At 52.0% G+C, this 16,020-nt stretch carries 11 protein-coding genes; 5 read left to right on the top strand and 6 right to left on the bottom strand.

The annotated features are described in order from the left end of the window. Positions 1–251 precede the first annotated feature (251 nt). From secA to dapF, 3 genes are all read right to left on the bottom strand, one after another. Positions 252–3,626: a preprotein translocase subunit SecA gene (gene secA, locus FJM74_RS18840; RefSeq protein WP_187264193.1), complete on the bottom strand. Its 3,375-nt coding sequence runs from the start codon at positions 3,624–3,626 to the stop codon at positions 252–254. Between the two features lie 573 nt (positions 3,627–4,199). Next, on the bottom strand, positions 4,200–4,715 hold the full coding sequence (locus tag FJM74_RS18845) for a GNAT family N-acetyltransferase (protein ID WP_187264194.1): 516 nt from the start codon (positions 4,713–4,715) through the stop codon (positions 4,200–4,202). Between the two features lie 25 nt (positions 4,716–4,740). Further along, positions 4,741–5,514 (bottom strand): diaminopimelate epimerase, encoded by a 774-nt coding sequence (dapF, locus tag FJM74_RS18850; RefSeq protein WP_187264195.1) that lies wholly within the window; start codon positions 5,512–5,514, stop codon positions 4,741–4,743. 106 nt (positions 5,515–5,620) lie between these two features. Between dapF and FJM74_RS18855 the strand changes: the two genes are divergently transcribed. Next, positions 5,621–6,505, top strand: a complete 885-nt coding sequence (locus tag FJM74_RS18855) for a class I SAM-dependent methyltransferase (RefSeq protein ID WP_187264196.1) — start codon at positions 5,621–5,623, stop codon at positions 6,503–6,505. Between the two features lie 80 nt (positions 6,506–6,585). Then, on the top strand, positions 6,586–7,527 hold the full coding sequence (locus FJM74_RS18860; protein WP_187264197.1) for a Ppx/GppA phosphatase family protein: 942 nt from the start codon (positions 6,586–6,588) through the stop codon (positions 7,525–7,527). Between the two features lie 306 nt (positions 7,528–7,833). On the opposite strand, the gene FJM74_RS18865 is transcribed toward FJM74_RS18860, so the two are convergent. After that, the gene (locus FJM74_RS18865) at positions 7,834–10,209 is read right to left on the bottom strand and encodes a tetratricopeptide repeat protein (RefSeq protein WP_187264198.1); all 2,376 of its coding nucleotides are present in this window, start codon (positions 10,207–10,209) and stop codon (positions 7,834–7,836) included. 323 nt (positions 10,210–10,532) lie between these two features. Here FJM74_RS18865 and FJM74_RS18870 point away from each other — a divergent pair, with 323 nt between their 5' ends. From FJM74_RS18870 to dnaK, 3 genes are all read left to right on the top strand, one after another. After that, on the top strand, positions 10,533–11,600 hold the full coding sequence (locus FJM74_RS18870; RefSeq protein WP_187264199.1) for an Ldh family oxidoreductase: 1,068 nt from the start codon (positions 10,533–10,535) through the stop codon (positions 11,598–11,600). Between the two features lie 9 nt (positions 11,601–11,609). Then, a complete protein-coding gene (locus FJM74_RS18875) occupies positions 11,610–11,945 on the top strand; it encodes a hypothetical protein (protein WP_187264200.1) in 336 nt (111 codons plus the stop codon). 370 nt (positions 11,946–12,315) lie between these two features. Then, positions 12,316–14,178: a molecular chaperone DnaK gene (gene dnaK, locus FJM74_RS18880; RefSeq protein ID WP_187264201.1), complete on the top strand. Its 1,863-nt coding sequence runs from the start codon at positions 12,316–12,318 to the stop codon at positions 14,176–14,178. Between the two features lie 172 nt (positions 14,179–14,350). Here dnaK and FJM74_RS18885 read toward each other — a convergent pair whose 3' ends face one another. Together FJM74_RS18885 and eno are read right to left on the bottom strand one after the other, a co-directional pair. Continuing rightward, positions 14,351–14,650 carry an FtsB family cell division protein gene (locus FJM74_RS18885; protein ID WP_187264202.1) on the bottom strand — a complete coding sequence of 100 codons (300 nt, stop codon included), beginning with the start codon at positions 14,648–14,650 and terminating at the stop codon, positions 14,351–14,353. Between the two features lie 91 nt (positions 14,651–14,741). Next, the gene (gene eno / locus FJM74_RS18890; protein ID WP_187264203.1) at positions 14,742–16,019 is read right to left on the bottom strand and encodes a phosphopyruvate hydratase; all 1,278 of its coding nucleotides are present in this window, start codon (positions 16,017–16,019) and stop codon (positions 14,742–14,744) included. Position 16,020 lies beyond the last annotated feature (1 nt).

The raw sequence follows: 16,020 nt of genomic DNA on the forward strand, positions 1-16,020 counted from the left end.
AAACCAAGAGTAAAAGTAAGGGGTAAATTTCAATCCTGAAAGTTTAGGAGGTGCATTGTGCAGCAGGAGCAGAATGGTCAGGAGGGGTGTTTTTATTGGGATAATTTGTGAGAAGGAAATTTAGTAGCCACAGAGGTTCAATCATCCTCAAATCAAATCTTGTATTCGAGATTTGTACTAACCCACACCACCCCAATAAACAAAAAAGCCACTACACCCAAAGGCATAGTGGCTTTCTGGCAATGGATTATTTATTCCTCGTCTATAATCACGCAGCGGTTGCTCAGCAGGTCCTGCTCCACTGTTTTGAACTTTACGTCTTTCACAACGCGGCCATCTCGGTACTGCACGCTTACGCGGTCGTTGCGGCCGGCCACTTTTTGTGAGTGTGCGGGCATTACTTTTTGCGGCTCAGGGGCTGGCATAGAGGTAGAGCCGTCGCTGCCTTCTAAAGATGAGTGCACTTCCTGCTTTTGCTCTTGCAGCACCGGTGCTTTAGGTTTAGGAGGAGTACGTGGCGTCTGTACCTGCTCTGGTGCCTGAATCGGAATAAAAGCGTGGAACAGGAACGAAATAGTCTCTTCGTTCACCTTGCCGATCATGCGCTTAAACAGCTCAAACGACTCGAACTTGTAAATCAACAGCGGGTCTTTCTGCTCGTACACCGCGTTCTGCACCGACTGCTTCAGGTCATCCATCTGGCGCAGGTGGTCTGTCCAGGCCTGGTCTATGGTGCCCAGCGTAATGATCTTCTCCATGGCGCGGATCAGCTCTGAGCCATGCGACTCATACGTTTTGGTCAGGTTGGCCACGGCGGCCAGCTGGCGCTTGCCATCGGTGAACGGCACGGCTACGTTCTCGATCATAGGCCCACGGTTCTGGTGTATGTCGGCGATGATCGGGTAGGCCTGCTCCGCTATCTGCTTGTTTCTGGTGCGGTAGTGGCTCAGGGCCTCGTTATAGAGGCGCTCGGCCAACTTATTGGCCTGCGTTGCTTTAAAGTCATCCTCGGTAATGGCGGTGTTGTAGCCAAATATGCGGATAATGCTCAGGGAGAAGTTTTCGTAGTCGATTGTGTTTTTGAAGTTCACCACCAGGTCTTCGCTGATATCATAGATCATGTTCCAGATGTCCAGCTCCAGACGCTCGCCATACAGGGCGTTTCTTCGGCGTTTGTACACCACCTCACGCTGTGCGTTCATCACGTCGTCGTACTCCAGCAGGCGCTTGCGCTGCCCGAAGTTGTTCTCTTCTACTTTCTTCTGGGCCCGCTCAATCGAGTTGGTGATCATGGAGTGCTGAATAACCTCTCCTTCTTCCAACCCCATGCGGTCCATAAGTCGGGCTATCCGGTCGGAGCCGAAAAGGCGCATCAGGTTGTCTTCCAGGCTCACAAAGAACTGCGAGGTACCAGGGTCCCCCTGACGGCCGGCACGACCACGCAACTGGCGGTCTACACGGCGGGACTCGTGGCGCTCTGTGCCCACAATGGCCAAACCACCAGCAGCCTTAGATTCTGGTGCCAGCTTAATGTCGGTACCACGACCAGCCATGTTAGTAGCAATGGTCACGGTGCCAGGCTTACCTGCTTCTGCCACAATTTCAGCCTCTTTCTGGTGCATCTTGGCGTTTAGTACCTGGTGCTTGATCTTGCGCAGCGTGAGCATACGGCTCAATAGCTCCGAAATCTCTACCGAAGTGGTTCCCACCAAAACTGGGCGGCCTTTCTCAGTCAGCTCTACAATTTCATCGGCTACGGCATTGTATTTCTCACGGGTGGTTTTGTACACCTTGTCGTGCTCATCTTTCCGGGAAATCGGGCGGTTGGTAGGGATTACGACTACATCCAATTTGTAAATGTCCCAGAACTCACCTGCCTCTGTTTCGGCAGTACCGGTCATGCCGGCTAGTTTGTGGTACATCCTGAAATAGTTCTGCAGCGTAACGGTGGCGTAGGTCTGGGTGGCATCCTCTACCTTCACGTTCTCTTTCGCCTCTATGGCCTGGTGCAGCCCATCGGAGTAACGACGACCTTCCATGACACGCCCCGTCTGCTCATCCACAATTTTCACTTTGTGGTCTGGTGTTACAATATATTCGGTATCCTTCTCGAACAGCGTGTAAGCCTTCAGTAACTGGTTGATGGTGTGTACACGCTTTGTTTTCTCCTGAAAGTCGGCAATTAGCTTTTCTTTGGCATGCAGCTGCTCTTCTTCGGTCAGGGATTTGTTGTTTTCGATGTTGGCGATCTCCATGCCAATATCTGGCAGAATGAACAGTTGTGGATCTTCGCCCTGGCCTGTAATCAGGTCAATACCTTTTTCGGTCAGTTCTATCTGGTTGTGCTTTTCGTCGATGGTGAAGTACAGGGGCTCATCGGCCTCCGGCATCATGCGGGAGTTGTCCTGCAGGTAGTGGTTTTCTACTTTCTGCATGATGGCCCGGTTGCCCATCTCGCTCAGGAACTTGATCAATGGCTTGCTCTTAGGCAGACCACGGTAAGCTCTAAAGAGCGAAAGGCCGCCATCCTGTGTGTTTCCTTCTTTGATCAAGCGCTTGGCTTCTGTCAGGAAAGAGTTCACTACTTTACGCTGTGCCTCCACCAGCATGGCAATGCGTGGCTTCAGCTGATAGAACTCGTGCTCATCGCCGCGAGGCACCGGACCAGAAATGATCAATGGCGTACGGGCGTCGTCGATCAACACGGAGTCAACCTCATCGACCATGGCGTAGTGATGCTTGCGCTGCACCAGGTCCTGCGGTTCCCTGGACATGTTGTCGCGGAGGTAGTCGAAGCCGAACTCGTTGTTGGTGCCGTAGGTAATATCGGAACGGTAGGCGTTGCGGCGGGCTTCAGAGTTTGGCTGGTGCTTGTCTATGCAGTCTATCGTGAGGCCGTGGAATTCGAACAGAGGGGCCATCCATTCCGAGTCACGTTTGGCCAGGTAGTCGTTCACGGTTACTACGTGTACGCCGCGTTTGGCGAGGGCGTTCAGGAAAGCGGGCAGGGTTGCTACCAAGGTTTTACCTTCACCGGTGGCCATCTCCGCGATCTTGCCCTGGTGCAGCACCACACCGCCAATCAGCTGCACATCGTAGTGCAGCATGTCCCAGGTTACTTCGTTGCCGGCGGCCAGCCATTTGTTTGCCCAGATGGCTTTGTCGCCCTCTAGCTGCACGTTTGGTTTGCGGGCTGCAATTTCGCGGTCCATGTCGGTGGCGGTTACCACCAGCTGCTGGTTTTCTTTCAGGCGGCGGGCCGTTTCTTTTACGATGGCGAAGCCGGCTGGCAGCACTTCCAGAAGCACTACTTCCAGCTCTTTGTTGCGCTTCTTCTCCAGCTCGTCAATCTCTGAGAAGATATTTTCTTTCTGTACTATATCCAGCTGCGGCTCATCGGCCACCCGCTTATGCAGGCCGGCAATCTGATCATCAATAGGCTTAAGGCGTTCATCAATGATACCTTTTACCTCAACGGTTTTCTGACGGAGCTGATCATCTGTTAAGCTGGCCAGCTTGGCGTACTCTTCGTTAATTTTGGCTACGTAAGGCACCACCTCTTTTATATCTCTGTCGGATTTTGTTCCGAATAGTTTCGCAACGGTTTTACCGAAAAAATCAAGCATTCTGTATGTGTATTTAAATGAATATCTTTGTGTGCAATATCGTCAAAAATAAGGTGTTTTTCTGATATATCTTACTATCAGCACGAAAACAATACCAAATTGAGATTCTAAACGAAATCTGTCAGATTTTCCGACAGGCACTGCTGGCTATATTATTCTTTAACAGCTGGTTGAAATCATGCTGACAATATTGGTAACAAACAGCCATGTGGCAGAAGTTCTCCAACCCCTATTTTGATTTGGAAATTTGGAGATGTGAGGATGAAACGTGTGCAGCAGCAGCAAAGCCTCTGGAGGGTCTTTTCCATTAGAATAATTTGATTTAATGTGCTAATGGTTTAATGTGCTGATATGCTAACTGGTTTATGGTTAAATGGCTTAATTGTTAAATGGTTGATTTGGAAATTAAGGTGCAATGATTAAAGTACTTTCCTATTGTTGTAATTCTGAGAAGAACCTGATGTGCGGGAAGGACATCACCTTGACGCTATGCATACCCTGTTAATCCTTTCATCCTTAAATCCAGATTCAGACATAAAGTCTAGTGTCTTGTGTCCTACATCCTGTGTCTTTTTACAGCAGCTTCTGAAAATCAACCACATCCTGCCAGCCCGTTGGGGTACGGAGCCATTGTTGGCGGAGGCCTATCTCGGTGAATCCTGCTTTCCGGAACAGATGCAGGCTGGCTTGGTTATCGGCTGTAACCGAACAATAGACCTGGTGAAGTTGCAGAATTTCGCTGCCATACGACTGCAGCACCTGTAGCGCCTCGGCAGCATAGCCTTTGCCCCGCTCAGGGCCCGAAATCACAATTCCCACACCGGCCCGCTGGTGCAGCGGCTCATAATCAAACAAATCGATGGCGCCCACTGCTTTGTGGCTGTAGGTGCAGATAACGAGCCGCAGCTGCTTCACCGTAAAAATATCCAGGGCGGCATTTTCGAGGTACTGCTCCAGCACGAACCTGGAGTACGGCATCAGGGTATTACCCACCTGCCACACACTGGTGTCGTTTTCGAGGCCGAATAAAAAATCCAGATCAACAGGCTCTAACGCCCGAAGGTAAATGTGGTCTGACTTTAGTTGCATATTGATCTGGACCTTTTTTGGCTGTCTATAGTGGCGCTACGCCGGTAAATACCTGCTTCGCAGGACCTATAAGGTATATATGACGGAAACTATCACCTTCCTGCTTAAATCTCACTTCCAAGTCACCGCCAAGCGTTTTGATCTTGATGGGTCCTTTTATGTCTCTCAGGCCTGCCACCAGTGCGCAAGCTGTTACGCCCGTACCGCAGGATAGGGTTTCGTCTTCAACGCCCCGCTCATAGGTGCGTACAAAGAACTCATTTTCTGAGAGCTGCTGCACGAAGTTCACGTTCGTTCCGACCTTGGCAAAACGTTCGTTATAGCGGATAGCCTGCCCTTCTTTAAACACATCCAGCGCCTGCACATCGTCTACAAAACGCACATAGTGCGGCGAGCCCGTGTTCAGGTAATAGTCTTCGCCGATCTGCTCCACGCCGTTCACATCGTTCATTTTCAGGTGAATCAGGTCGCGCTCCACGCTGGCCTGGTGCTCACCGTCTGCTGCCAGAAAACAGGCCACATCCTCTATTACGCCTAAATGCCTGGCAAAACGAACCGCGCAGCGGGCACCGTTGCCACACATGGAGCCTACTCTGCCATCGGCATTGTAGTACACCATCTCGAAGTCGTAGGCCGAGTGGTCCTGCAGCAGGATCAGCCCGTCTGCCCCTACTCCCATACGCCGGTCGCAAAGGTTCTTCACCAGTTGCACATCATCTGCCGGGAAACTATGCTTGCGGTTATCGACCATTACAAAGTCGTTGCCCGTACCCTGATATTTAAAAAAGCTTACTGCCATATATCTGAAACAATTAAAACAGCTGTTGGGTGCATTTTTTCAGGTTAAAGCGAATAGTAGTACTTTTACCAAATATTGCCCACAGACAGAAATAATTTACAAAGATATGTATTCCTTTTTAACATCCGAAAACTGGCCCGATTACGAATTAGTGGATTCGGGAAATTTTGAGAAGCTGGAGCGCTTTGGCAGCTACTATGTGGCACGCCCGGAGCCACAGGCCATCTGGGACAAGCACCTGCCCGAGCAGGAGTGGCAGCGCCTGGCCCAGGCTGTATTTAAGCGTGACAAAGGCAGCTCCGAGAAGGGCAAGTGGCAGCTGAAGAAAGGAATGCCGGAGCAATGGCACATCAACTACCAGTACAAAGACATGCAGCTGCGCTTCCGGCTGGGGCTCTCCTCGTTTAAACACGTGGGGCTGTTTCCGGAGCAGGACGCTAACTGGCAGTTTATCTACGACACCACCCGCAACCTGCAGACCAAGCCGCCCAAGGTGCTGAACATGTTTGCCTACACCGGGGCAGCCTCGCTGGCCGCCAAAGCTGCCGGAGCCGACATTACGCACCTCGACTCTATAAAGCAGGTTAACTTCTGGGCCCGCGACAACATGGAAGCCAGTAACCTCGACAACATCCGCTGGATTGTGGAAGACGCCATGAAGTTTGCCCGCCGCGAAGTGAAGCGCGGCAACACCTACAACGGCATTATCCTGGACCCGCCCGCCTATGGCCGTGGCCCGAATGGGGAAAAGTGGCAGCTGGAAGACGAGCTGAACGAACTCATAAAGCTCTGCCACCAGATGCTTGATAAAACAGACTATTTCCTGCTGATAAACCTCTACTCACTCGGCTTCTCGGCCCTGATCCTGGAGAACCTGATGCACCAGACGTTTGGAGAGCAGATTAAAAACGAAGAGCTGGGCGAAATTTACCTGCAGGACAAAGGCGATCGGAAGCTGCCGCTGGGGACTTTCTTCCGGTTTAAATCCTGAATTAGATGTAGATGATAGATATTAGATTTTAGCCTTTCTTTATTCTCTCATTCATTCAACCACTCATTCTATCATTGCAAATGACCAACCGAATCGCGCTCATCGACATGGGCACCAACACCTTTCACCTGCAGATAACTGAGTTGGGGGCAGATGGCGCGCTGCAGGACCTCGTGAAAACGAAACTGCCCGTGCGCCTGGGTCAGGGTGGCATCAGCAGCGGAGCCATTGCCCCTGCTGCGTATGCACGCGCCTTAGATACCTTAAAAGATTTCAGGAGGCAGATTGATGCGCACCAGGTGCGTGTGGTACGGGCCATGGCCACCAGCATGGTGCGTAACGCTGCCAACGGCGAAGCTTTTGTGCAGGACATCCTGCAGCAGACCGGCATTCAGGTAGAGGTGATAGATGGCGACAGGGAGGCAGAACTGATTTACTATGGTGTAAGATCGGCTGGCGTATTAGATGAAGCGACCTCACTCATTATAGACATTGGCGGTGGCAGTGTGGAGTTTATTCTATGCAATGAGCAGGAGATTTTCTGGAAAAAGAGCTTTGAAATCGGGGCGCAGCGCCTCATGGACCAGTTCTTCCGGCAAGACCCAATTTCGGCAAATAGTATAGCAGCAGAGAAGGCTTTTCTGCAGGAAAAACTGCGGCCACTCTCTGAGGCCATCGCTATACACCAGCCCGCGGTGTTAGTCGGCTCTTCCGGCACCTTCGACACCCTTTGCGATATCGATGCCTTCCGGCAGAGCAACTTTTCCCGCCAGGAGGCCTCTCCCCCACCCGCCACTTTGTTGACGCGGCAGGCATTTTACGAAATCTACCACGAACTCCTGACCAAAAACCACGACGAACGACTCGCGATTCCGGGCATGCTGGAGATGCGGGTGGACATGATTGTGCTGGCAAGCATTGTCGTTGATTTTGTGCTGCAGCAGTATCAGCTACAGGAAATCCGTGTTTCGGCCTACGCACTAAAGGAAGGAGTGCTGCAGCAACTGCTAAAAGAGCTTTAGGAGGGCGTTTTTGATTGGAATAATTGGCTGAATCTTTATAGGGCCCCTGCCCCAAGAATTGGCCAGAATGCTGGAAGTTTCAGAACCACAAAAAATTTAAAATACTCCTGCTTATCCTGCTGTCAGCAAATTATTTAAATAAAAACAGCCTCTAAAAGCTCCCTATACTCCTGGTGATGCCGCTGCACAACCAGCATATTATGCTGCACATTCTAAAATTCTGTAAATTTTGATTCAGACAATTTTGAATGAATGGATGAGTGAAGAAAGAATATTCACTCATCCATTCATTCTCTCATTCAAAAATTAACTCTTCCCCAGCCGCTTCCGCTCCTTTTCGTAGGACTTGGCCAGTTGCTTCAGCTTTTTGTGGTTCAGGGTATGCTGTGCGGCTGTCAGTTTGGGATTTTCCTGCACGCCCAGCTGCACATCCTTCTGCGCCAGCTGCAGGCCAAGCTGCTGCTGCAGTTTTTTGGTCTTGCCTGTACCGTAGCCTTTGTCCAGAAGGGTTGTCAGCAACTGAATGGCAATGGCTTCATCTCCCCTTGAAGCGAAGTAATTGGCAACGGTAGCTGTAAAAGGCTGTTTTGTATTGTTTCTGGCGAAGTTATAAAGCGAGATGTGGTTCAGGCCAAATCGGTTGATCTCATGGCCCAGGTAGTACTTCTCTGCCTCGTTATAACGCTGAATGGCTTCGGTGTACCTGCTGCTGCCTACAAAGCGGTTGATATCGTCGAGCATGTGCTGGTAAGTGACCGCAGCAGCAATCTCCTCACGGCCATAGGTGGCTGTAAAGGTGGGAATGCTGCAGGTAGCGTTTCTTTCTGCCACGCTGATGGCAGCCGCATAAGCCTGATCAGCGGCCAGGTACTTTTTCTCCCGAACCAGTTCTTTGGCCTGCTGTAAGTGCCCATCGTAAGCTGCCTGGTTGTTTAAGCATTCTTGTGTAGAAATGCGGTCGCGTAGCTGGTTGTACTTGCTCTGCACCTCTGTATCGTGCTCCAACGCATAGCGCGATTGCATGGCAACGGCTGCTGAAGCCATGGCGCGGGCATCGCTGAGCCGGTTGTTCATGGCTTGCTCATAACCTTGGCTCAGGTTGGCCAGCAACACGGGCTTTGCCGCCCGCTGCGCCAGTTGCCCCAGTTCCGGCACCCGCTGAAAGCCATAGCTTCGTTCCATTTCCAAGGCCGCCTCAAACTGGCTGAGGGCGGTGCCGTAATTACGCTCGCTGAGGTACATCTTACCTTTGTCGATGTACTGCACATAGTACTGGTATTTCACCTGACTCATCAGTTGTGGTGCCTCCTGGGCCTCGTGCAGCACAAAATCGTGTTGCTTCTGGAAGGCCAGCGCTTCTCCGGCCACACGCTCTGCACCGGTTAAGTTATTAGTGGCCAGCAGTCGTTTGCCTTCGTCTATTATGCTTCTGTAGGCACCGTACACGGCCCGCCCTTCGCCATCGTTTAGTGCAGGCAGGTTGCAGCGCAGGCCCCCGATGGTACTGCACATGGCGCGGGCCTCGCCAAAGGCAGCCATGGCATGGTGGTAGTCGCCGCGGCTGGTGAGTTGGTTGCCTTCGTTTATGTAAGTGCTGTAGATATCGTGGGCAAGGCCGAGCGCGAGTTGCTGTGTCTGCGGGTCTATGCGCATCTGCGTCAGCAGGTCTCTGGTTCTGGAAGTGGCTTCGCTGATGTAGCCGTTCATAAAATCGATGCGGGCCAGTTCCAGGTGTGAAGGCGCAAAGTTGCGGTTCACCTCCACCGACTTCAGAAAATATTCCTGCGCTGCTCGCCTGTTGCCGCCCGCCAGCAGGCTCGCTCCCCGGTTATAGAATTGCTGATCGAGGGTAGAAATGGCGAAGGTGATGGCTTTTCGTCGCTCCTGTAGTTGCTGCTCCAGTTGGTTCAGGCGGGTGCTCAGGCCTTGCGGGTCGGTCTTTTTCAGGTTAAGTCTTTTGTGGAACGGAGCCGCTCTCAGGTTGGCAAACTGGTCTTCCATTTCCCGCAGGTTGCGGTCGTGCTGCATAATCCGGTCCACATCGTTTGGCTGAATGCGACTTACATTTTGCAGTGCTGTATTTATGGTGAGGTCCGCGGCATAGTAATCCCGGATCAGGTTCAGGTGCTCCTGCACACGGTTCAGGCTGGTGCCGGTGTATTGCAGCTCCTTTTCTTCCACCACCAGCCTGTATCTGGCACCTGCTGTCGTGTCGGGCACGGTAACGTCCAGCAGCACAAGCTCTGCTTTGCCCCAAGTCACTGTCTCGGTATAGGTTTTCAGCACCTGCTGCCCCTGCAGAAGCTTTATTTTGTAAGTAAGCCGCTCGGGGTACAGCACCTCGCCAATATCAAAGCCTTTGTAAAGCACATCTCCTGTTACCGAGAACTTATGGAGCATCACCTTTAGCTGTAGCTTGTCGCCCAGGTCGGCAATGCGGGCCTGCTGACTGAAACGCACCACAAACTCAGGCACACGGTTTGGCCTGCCGCCACGCTGGGTAGCCATGTTGCCCTGAAGCAGATTAATAATGCTGTTGATATTGTTCTGGCTGGGAGTGCCGCTGGTTCCTTTTTTTATGAGATAGGCTTCTGGCAGTGTTTCCTCAAATGCCAGCTTGGTCTGTGCCTGCAGCAGCGCCGCAGTCAGCAGTAGCCAGGTCAGGAGTAGCGTTTGTTTCATGGTGGTAGACGTTAATCAACTATATACAATTTACTTAAATATTATGGTAAAAAGGAGAAATTATTCGAATGAAAAAGCCCCTCCAGAGACTCCTCATGCCACCTCTTCGCGTGTTGCTTTTAACAGGATTTATTGGCACTTACACAACTAGGATAGACAAAATCTGTTCCACAGTATTATCAGAAGCCGAAAGTATAGAAAAAAGCAGATTCTTTTAGAGGAACAGGCAATTTCTGTCGACCAAACCGAAGATATGGCTGCTCCTGCAGGATAGGTGTAAATAATTCTTAATTTGCGATCTGAAATGCACCGAACCATACGCTATGTTCTCATACCGACAATTATTCGATTTTACCCAGGAAATATTTACACGGATGGGTTGCCCCCCGGAAGATGCCAAGCTGGCCACGGAAGTACTTTTAGAAGCCGATCTGCGAGGTGTGGACTCGCATGGCGTGGCCCGGCTTAGCGGTTACGTACGGCTGTGGGAGGCGGGCCGCATCAACGTAAAGCCAGACATCCGGATTGTGCACGAAACCCCCAGCACCGCCACCGTAGACGGTGACGCAGGACTAGGGCTGGTGGTGGCGCCGCGCGCCATGGACATCGCCATTGCCAAAGCAGATAAGGTGGGTACGGGCTGGGTGTCGGTACGGAACTCGAACCACTACGGCATCGCCGGTTACCATGCCATGCAGGCCCTTGCCCACGACATGATCGGCATCTCCATGACGAATGCCTCGCCGCTGGTGGCCCCTACTTTCTCTACGGAGCGCATGCTGGGCACCAACCCCATTGCCGTGGCCATACCAACTCAGCAACAACCGCCCTTTGTAGCCGACCTGGCCACAGCGGCCGCTGCCAATGGCAAGCTGGAAATTCTTCAACGCAAAGAAAAGAAAGCCCCTACCGGCTGGATTCAGACAAGCACCGGCGAAGGCACCCGGGATGCACATGCCCTGAAAGAAGGGGGCGCTCTGCTGCCTCTTGGCAGCGACAGGGTACATGGCAGTCACAAAGGCTATGCCCTCTCGTCGGTGGTCGATATTTTCTCGGCCGTGCTGTCAGGGGCTAACTACGGGCCGTGGGTGCCGCCTTTCGTAAGCTTCCTGCCGGTGGCCGATAACCTGGTGGGGTTGGGAATCGGGCATTTCATGGGTGCCATGCGGATAGACGCATTCCGCCCTGCAACTGAGTTCAAGGAGCACATGGACAACTGGATCACCACTTTCCGAAACGCGAAAGTAAAGAAGGGCCAGAAAGCCGTGCTGATCCCCGGAGACCCGGAACGCGAAATAACCGCTATCCGGCTTAAGAAAGGTATTCCGCTGTTGGGGCCTGTGAAGCAGGACCTGGAAGAGCTTGGTAAACGATTTGGTGTGCAGCTTTAGGCTGAGCTGATGGCAACTGGCTCCATAGGCAGGATGCTGACCCGGCTCGGGCTCAGCTCGAACAACCGCAGTATTTTTGTGCTCCTGCTGGTCTGGCTACTGCATGTGGTCTGGCTGGGCATTAACTACTTCTGGCGCATCGCCTCATTGCAAGTGCTGGTGGGGGTACAAATCCTGCTGCTGGCTTATGCGACCTTGGCCGTAGGAGCCTATATTTACTGGGGCGTGAAACAAGTGCGCGAGCAGGACGCCCCCTATGCGAGTGTGTTGGTAGGCGTGATTGTAGCCCTCACACTGCTCTACCTGAACATTAACCTGCTGCAGTATGTGCTGAAGCTGTTTTAAGTTAGAGAGATAGGTTAGAAAGTCAGGAAGCTGGAACCCGTAAGGAGGTGCAGCAGCAGAAAGCTCCGGAGGGGCTTTTTGATTGGAATATTTGGCTGATGTGCTAATGCTCAAATTTGAACATGAATCTACTGCTGTATGGAGTTTCCGGCTGCGCATATTTTATGAAAGGTGCTCTCCGAGGATCGTTGCTTAAGTATGGCAGAGCAAAGGGAATCAAAGCAGCAGCGCCTCTGGAGGGCCGATTTCATTAGAATAATTGGAGTTATCCTCCTAAACCCTCCTTCAACCTCACTTCCCAAATTATTCGTAACTTTACACCATAGCGCTGCTGCTTCAGGAGCGGCGGCTTCATCTATATTCAGACACTATGGCAAAAGTAGCGATAAACCTCTCTACAGGGGCTCTTCAGCAGGAAGAGGTAATTGTAGGCATAGACTTGGGGACCACCAACAGCCTGGTTGCCTACATTCATCCCGAAGACAAAAACGCAATAGCGATAAACGACCAGGGCCGCGGCACCATCGTGCCCTCGGTGGTGCATTTCCCGAAAAACGGGGAGGCAATAGTCGGAACCGACGCAAAAGAGTACCTGATCACAGACCCGGCCAACACCATCTATTCCGTCAAGCGCCTGCTCGGCAAATCGTACGGAGACCTGGGCGAGCATAAAGATTACTTCGGCTACAAAATCATCGACGACGACAGTGAAGGCCTGGTAAAGATCCGGGTAGGCGACACGTTTTACTCACCCATTGAGCTGTCAGCAGAGATACTCAAAGAACTGCGTGAGCGGGCGGAGCACTCCCTTAAAACACCCGTGAACCGGGCCGTGATTACGGTGCCCGCCTATTTTAACGACTCGCAGCGGCAGGCCACCCGCGATGCCGGCAAGCTGGCCGGGCTGGAGGTGCTGCGCATCGTGAACGAGCCCACTGCAGCCGCCTTAGCCTACGGCATTGGCATAGACCCAACCGAGGAGAAGACAATAGCCGTATACGACCTGGGCGGCGGCACCTTCGATATCTCGATCCTGAGCATACACCAGGGCATCTTTGAAGTACTCTCCACCCACGGCAACACCTACCTTGGCGGCGACGACATGGACCGCGCCATTATTAACCACTGGATTCAGGAGAACCAGCTGCTGGCCGATACCGTGAACGAAGACAAGCACCTCTCGCAGGAGCTGCGCCTGAAAGCCGAGGAAGCCAAGAAGGCGCTGAGCTCGCAGCAAGTGTACATCGGCAACATTTCAGATAAAATTAATTGCCACCTGGAGCGCCACACCTTCGAAACCATGATTGCCCCGATCGTTGCCCAAACCATCGAGAGCTGCCGCCAGGCCATGACCGATGCCAACCTGCAGCCGGAGCAGATCGATGCCGTGATCATGGTAGGGGGCTCCACGCGGGTGCCGCTGGTATACGATACAGTGTCAGATTTCTTCGGGAAGCCTGCCAATAATGCCCTCAACCCCGACGAGGTAGTGGCGCTGGGAGCAGCCATACAGGCCGACATACTGGCTGGTAACCGCAAAGACATCCTGCTGCTGGACGTAACGCCACTTACCCTGGGCATAGAGACCATGGGCGGCCTGATGGACTCCATTATTCCGCGCAACTCCAAAATACCGACCAAAGCCGGGCGCCAGTACACCACCTCCGTAGACGGGCAGGTAAACATGAAGATATCGGTTTACCAGGGCGAGCGCGATTTGGTAAAAGAAAACCGCAAACTGGCTGAGTTCGACCTGAAAGGAATACCCGCCATGCCAGCTGGTTTTCCGAAGGTGGACGTAAACTTTATCCTGAATGCTGACGGTATTCTGAAGGTAGAGGCGGTGGAACTACGATCGGGAACACGGCAGGAAGTGGAGGTAAAACCACAGTATGGCCTTACCGATGAGCAGGTAGAGCAGATGCTGATGGACTCCATTACCCACGCCCGCGAAGACGTTTCGGCCCGCATGGTGATAGAGGCCCGCACCACCGCTGAGCAGTTGCTCTACCAGGTAGAGCGCTTTCTGGAGAAGAACGGCGAGCACCTGACGGAAGAGGAGATAACCCTGACCAGAACCAACCTGCAAAACCTGCGCGACGCCCTCCCCACCAACGACAAAGACACTATCTTACGAGCCGTGGATACGCTGGAGGAGCAGACAAGCCCTTTTGCGGAGCGCGTAATGCAGATCTCCATTAAGCAAGCCATGGCTGGGAAAAAAATAGAGTAACCGATTCTACTTTCATTCTACCAGCAGGCTAACCATAATAAAAAGGCAGCCCTTCCCGATAAATTTTCAGGAAGGGCTGCCTCATATTGTATCATTCAGCAAATTATTCTAATGAAATCAGCCCTCCAGAGGTGCTGCTGCTCGTTAAGGGGACTCGTCGAGAGGGCTTTGGTTACGGCTTCTTCTTGGGCACGATAATGAAGACATCTTCTGTGGGGCGCTTCATCAGGTAATTTTCGCGGGCAAATTTCTCCAGCAGTTCCGGGTTACTCAACAGTTCACGCCTATCTTTCTGCACTTCCTCTATCTTGTCGAGGTAATACTGCTTCTCCTCCTCCTTTTCGCTCAGCTGCTTGCTCATGCGGTACTGGGTAATAAAGTCGTTCGAATCGAAGAAGAACATCCAAACCAAGAACAGTGCTGCGGTTACAAAATAAAAATTGCGGAAAAATTTTGGAATATGCCTCATCATAGCTCTCTCTGCATTTGGTGCTTATACAAAAATAAGGCTGTGAGTTATATAACCCACAGCCTTAGCCATATTTATTTTTCAGGAACGGTACTTAGAACTTCTTTCCGGGGAAATAAGCTGTTTCGCCCAGTTCTTCTTCAATGCGAAGCAGTTGGTTGTATTTCGCCATCCTGTCGGAGCGCGAAGCCGAACCGGTTTTGATCTGGCCCGTGTTCAACGCTACTGCCAGGTCGGCAATGGTATTGTCTTCTGTTTCGCCGGAACGGTGGCTCATCACGCTTTTATAGCCGTGGCGCAGGCCAAGGTTAATGGCGTTGATGGTTTCGGTAAGCGAACCGATCTGGTTTACTTTGATCAGGATAGAGTTGGCTATTTTCTGGTCAATACCTTGCTGCAGACGCTTCACGTTCGTTACAAAAAGGTCGTCGCCTACCAGCTGGCACTTGTCGCCGATGGCTTCTGTCTGTTGTTTCCAGCCAGCCCAGTCATCTTCGGCCATACCGTCTTCGATCGAGATGATAGGGTATTTTTTCACCCAGTCGGCCCAGAAGCTAACCATTTCAGAAGAAGTCAGCTTATCGCCGGTAGATTTCTTGAAGTGGTAGTGGCCTGTTTCAGCGTTGTAGAACTCAGAACTGGCAGCATCCATCGCGATCATGAAATCATCTCCTGGCTTGTAACCGGCCGTTTCGATCGCCTGCAGCACCACTTTAATCGCTTCTTCGTTAGAGGCGATGTTTGGCGCAAAACCACCTTCGTCGCCTACGTTAGTAGAAAGACCCTGCTTCTTCAGCACGTTTTTCAGGTGATGGAAAACCTCCGTACCCATACGCAGTGCTTCAGAGAAAGAAGAAGCACCAACCGGCATGATCATGAATTCCTGAAAGTCTATGGAGTTGTCTGCATGGCTACCACCATTCAGGATGTTCATCATCGGCACAGGCAGCGTATTGGCATTAACGCCACCCACATAGCGGTACAAAGGCATGTTCAGCTCTTGCGCAGCAGCACGTGCAGCCGCCAGCGATACACCAAGGATAGCGTTTGCACCTAAGTTGCCTTTGTTGGCAGTACCATCCAACTCGATCATGATCTTGTCGAGCAGGTTTTGCTCAAACACGGAGAAACCTACCAGTTCCTCGGCAATTTTGTCGTTAACGTTTTTAACGGCCTGCAACACGCCTTTGCCCATGTACATGGTCTTGTCGTTGTCGCGAAGCTCAACTGCCTCGTGCACACCCGTAGAGGCACCGGAAGGAACAGCAGCGCGCCCCAGCGCACCTGTTTCTGTGGTTACGTCTACCTCTACCGTAGGATTACCTCTTGAATCAAATATCTGTCTCGCCTTGATGTCAGTGATTAAGCTCATG

It is taken from the genome of Pontibacter beigongshangensis, from assembly GCF_014332515.1.
Lineage (GTDB): Bacteria > Bacteroidota > Bacteroidia > Cytophagales > Hymenobacteraceae > Pontibacter > Pontibacter beigongshangensis.

Coding starts and splice junctions, on each gene's coding strand:
- secA (WP_187264193.1), bottom strand. CDS start 3,626: ATGCTTGATTTTTTCGGTAAAACCGTTGCGAAACTATTCGGAACAAAA.
- FJM74_RS18845 (WP_187264194.1), bottom strand. CDS start 4,715: ATGCAACTAAAGTCAGACCACATTTACCTTCGGGCGTTAGAGCCTGTT.
- dapF (WP_187264195.1), bottom strand. CDS start 5,514: ATGGCAGTAAGCTTTTTTAAATATCAGGGTACGGGCAACGACTTTGTA.
- FJM74_RS18855 (WP_187264196.1), top strand. CDS start 5,621: ATGTATTCCTTTTTAACATCCGAAAACTGGCCCGATTACGAATTAGTG.
- FJM74_RS18860 (WP_187264197.1), top strand. CDS start 6,586: ATGACCAACCGAATCGCGCTCATCGACATGGGCACCAACACCTTTCAC.
- FJM74_RS18865 (WP_187264198.1), bottom strand. CDS start 10,209: ATGAAACAAACGCTACTCCTGACCTGGCTACTGCTGACTGCGGCGCTG.
- FJM74_RS18870 (WP_187264199.1), top strand. CDS start 10,533: ATGTTCTCATACCGACAATTATTCGATTTTACCCAGGAAATATTTACA.
- FJM74_RS18875 (WP_187264200.1), top strand. CDS start 11,610: ATGGCAACTGGCTCCATAGGCAGGATGCTGACCCGGCTCGGGCTCAGC.
- dnaK (WP_187264201.1), top strand. CDS start 12,316: ATGGCAAAAGTAGCGATAAACCTCTCTACAGGGGCTCTTCAGCAGGAA.
- FJM74_RS18885 (WP_187264202.1), bottom strand. CDS start 14,650: ATGATGAGGCATATTCCAAAATTTTTCCGCAATTTTTATTTTGTAACC.
- eno (WP_187264203.1), bottom strand. CDS start 16,019: ATGAGCTTAATCACTGACATCAAGGCGAGACAGATATTTGATTCAAGA.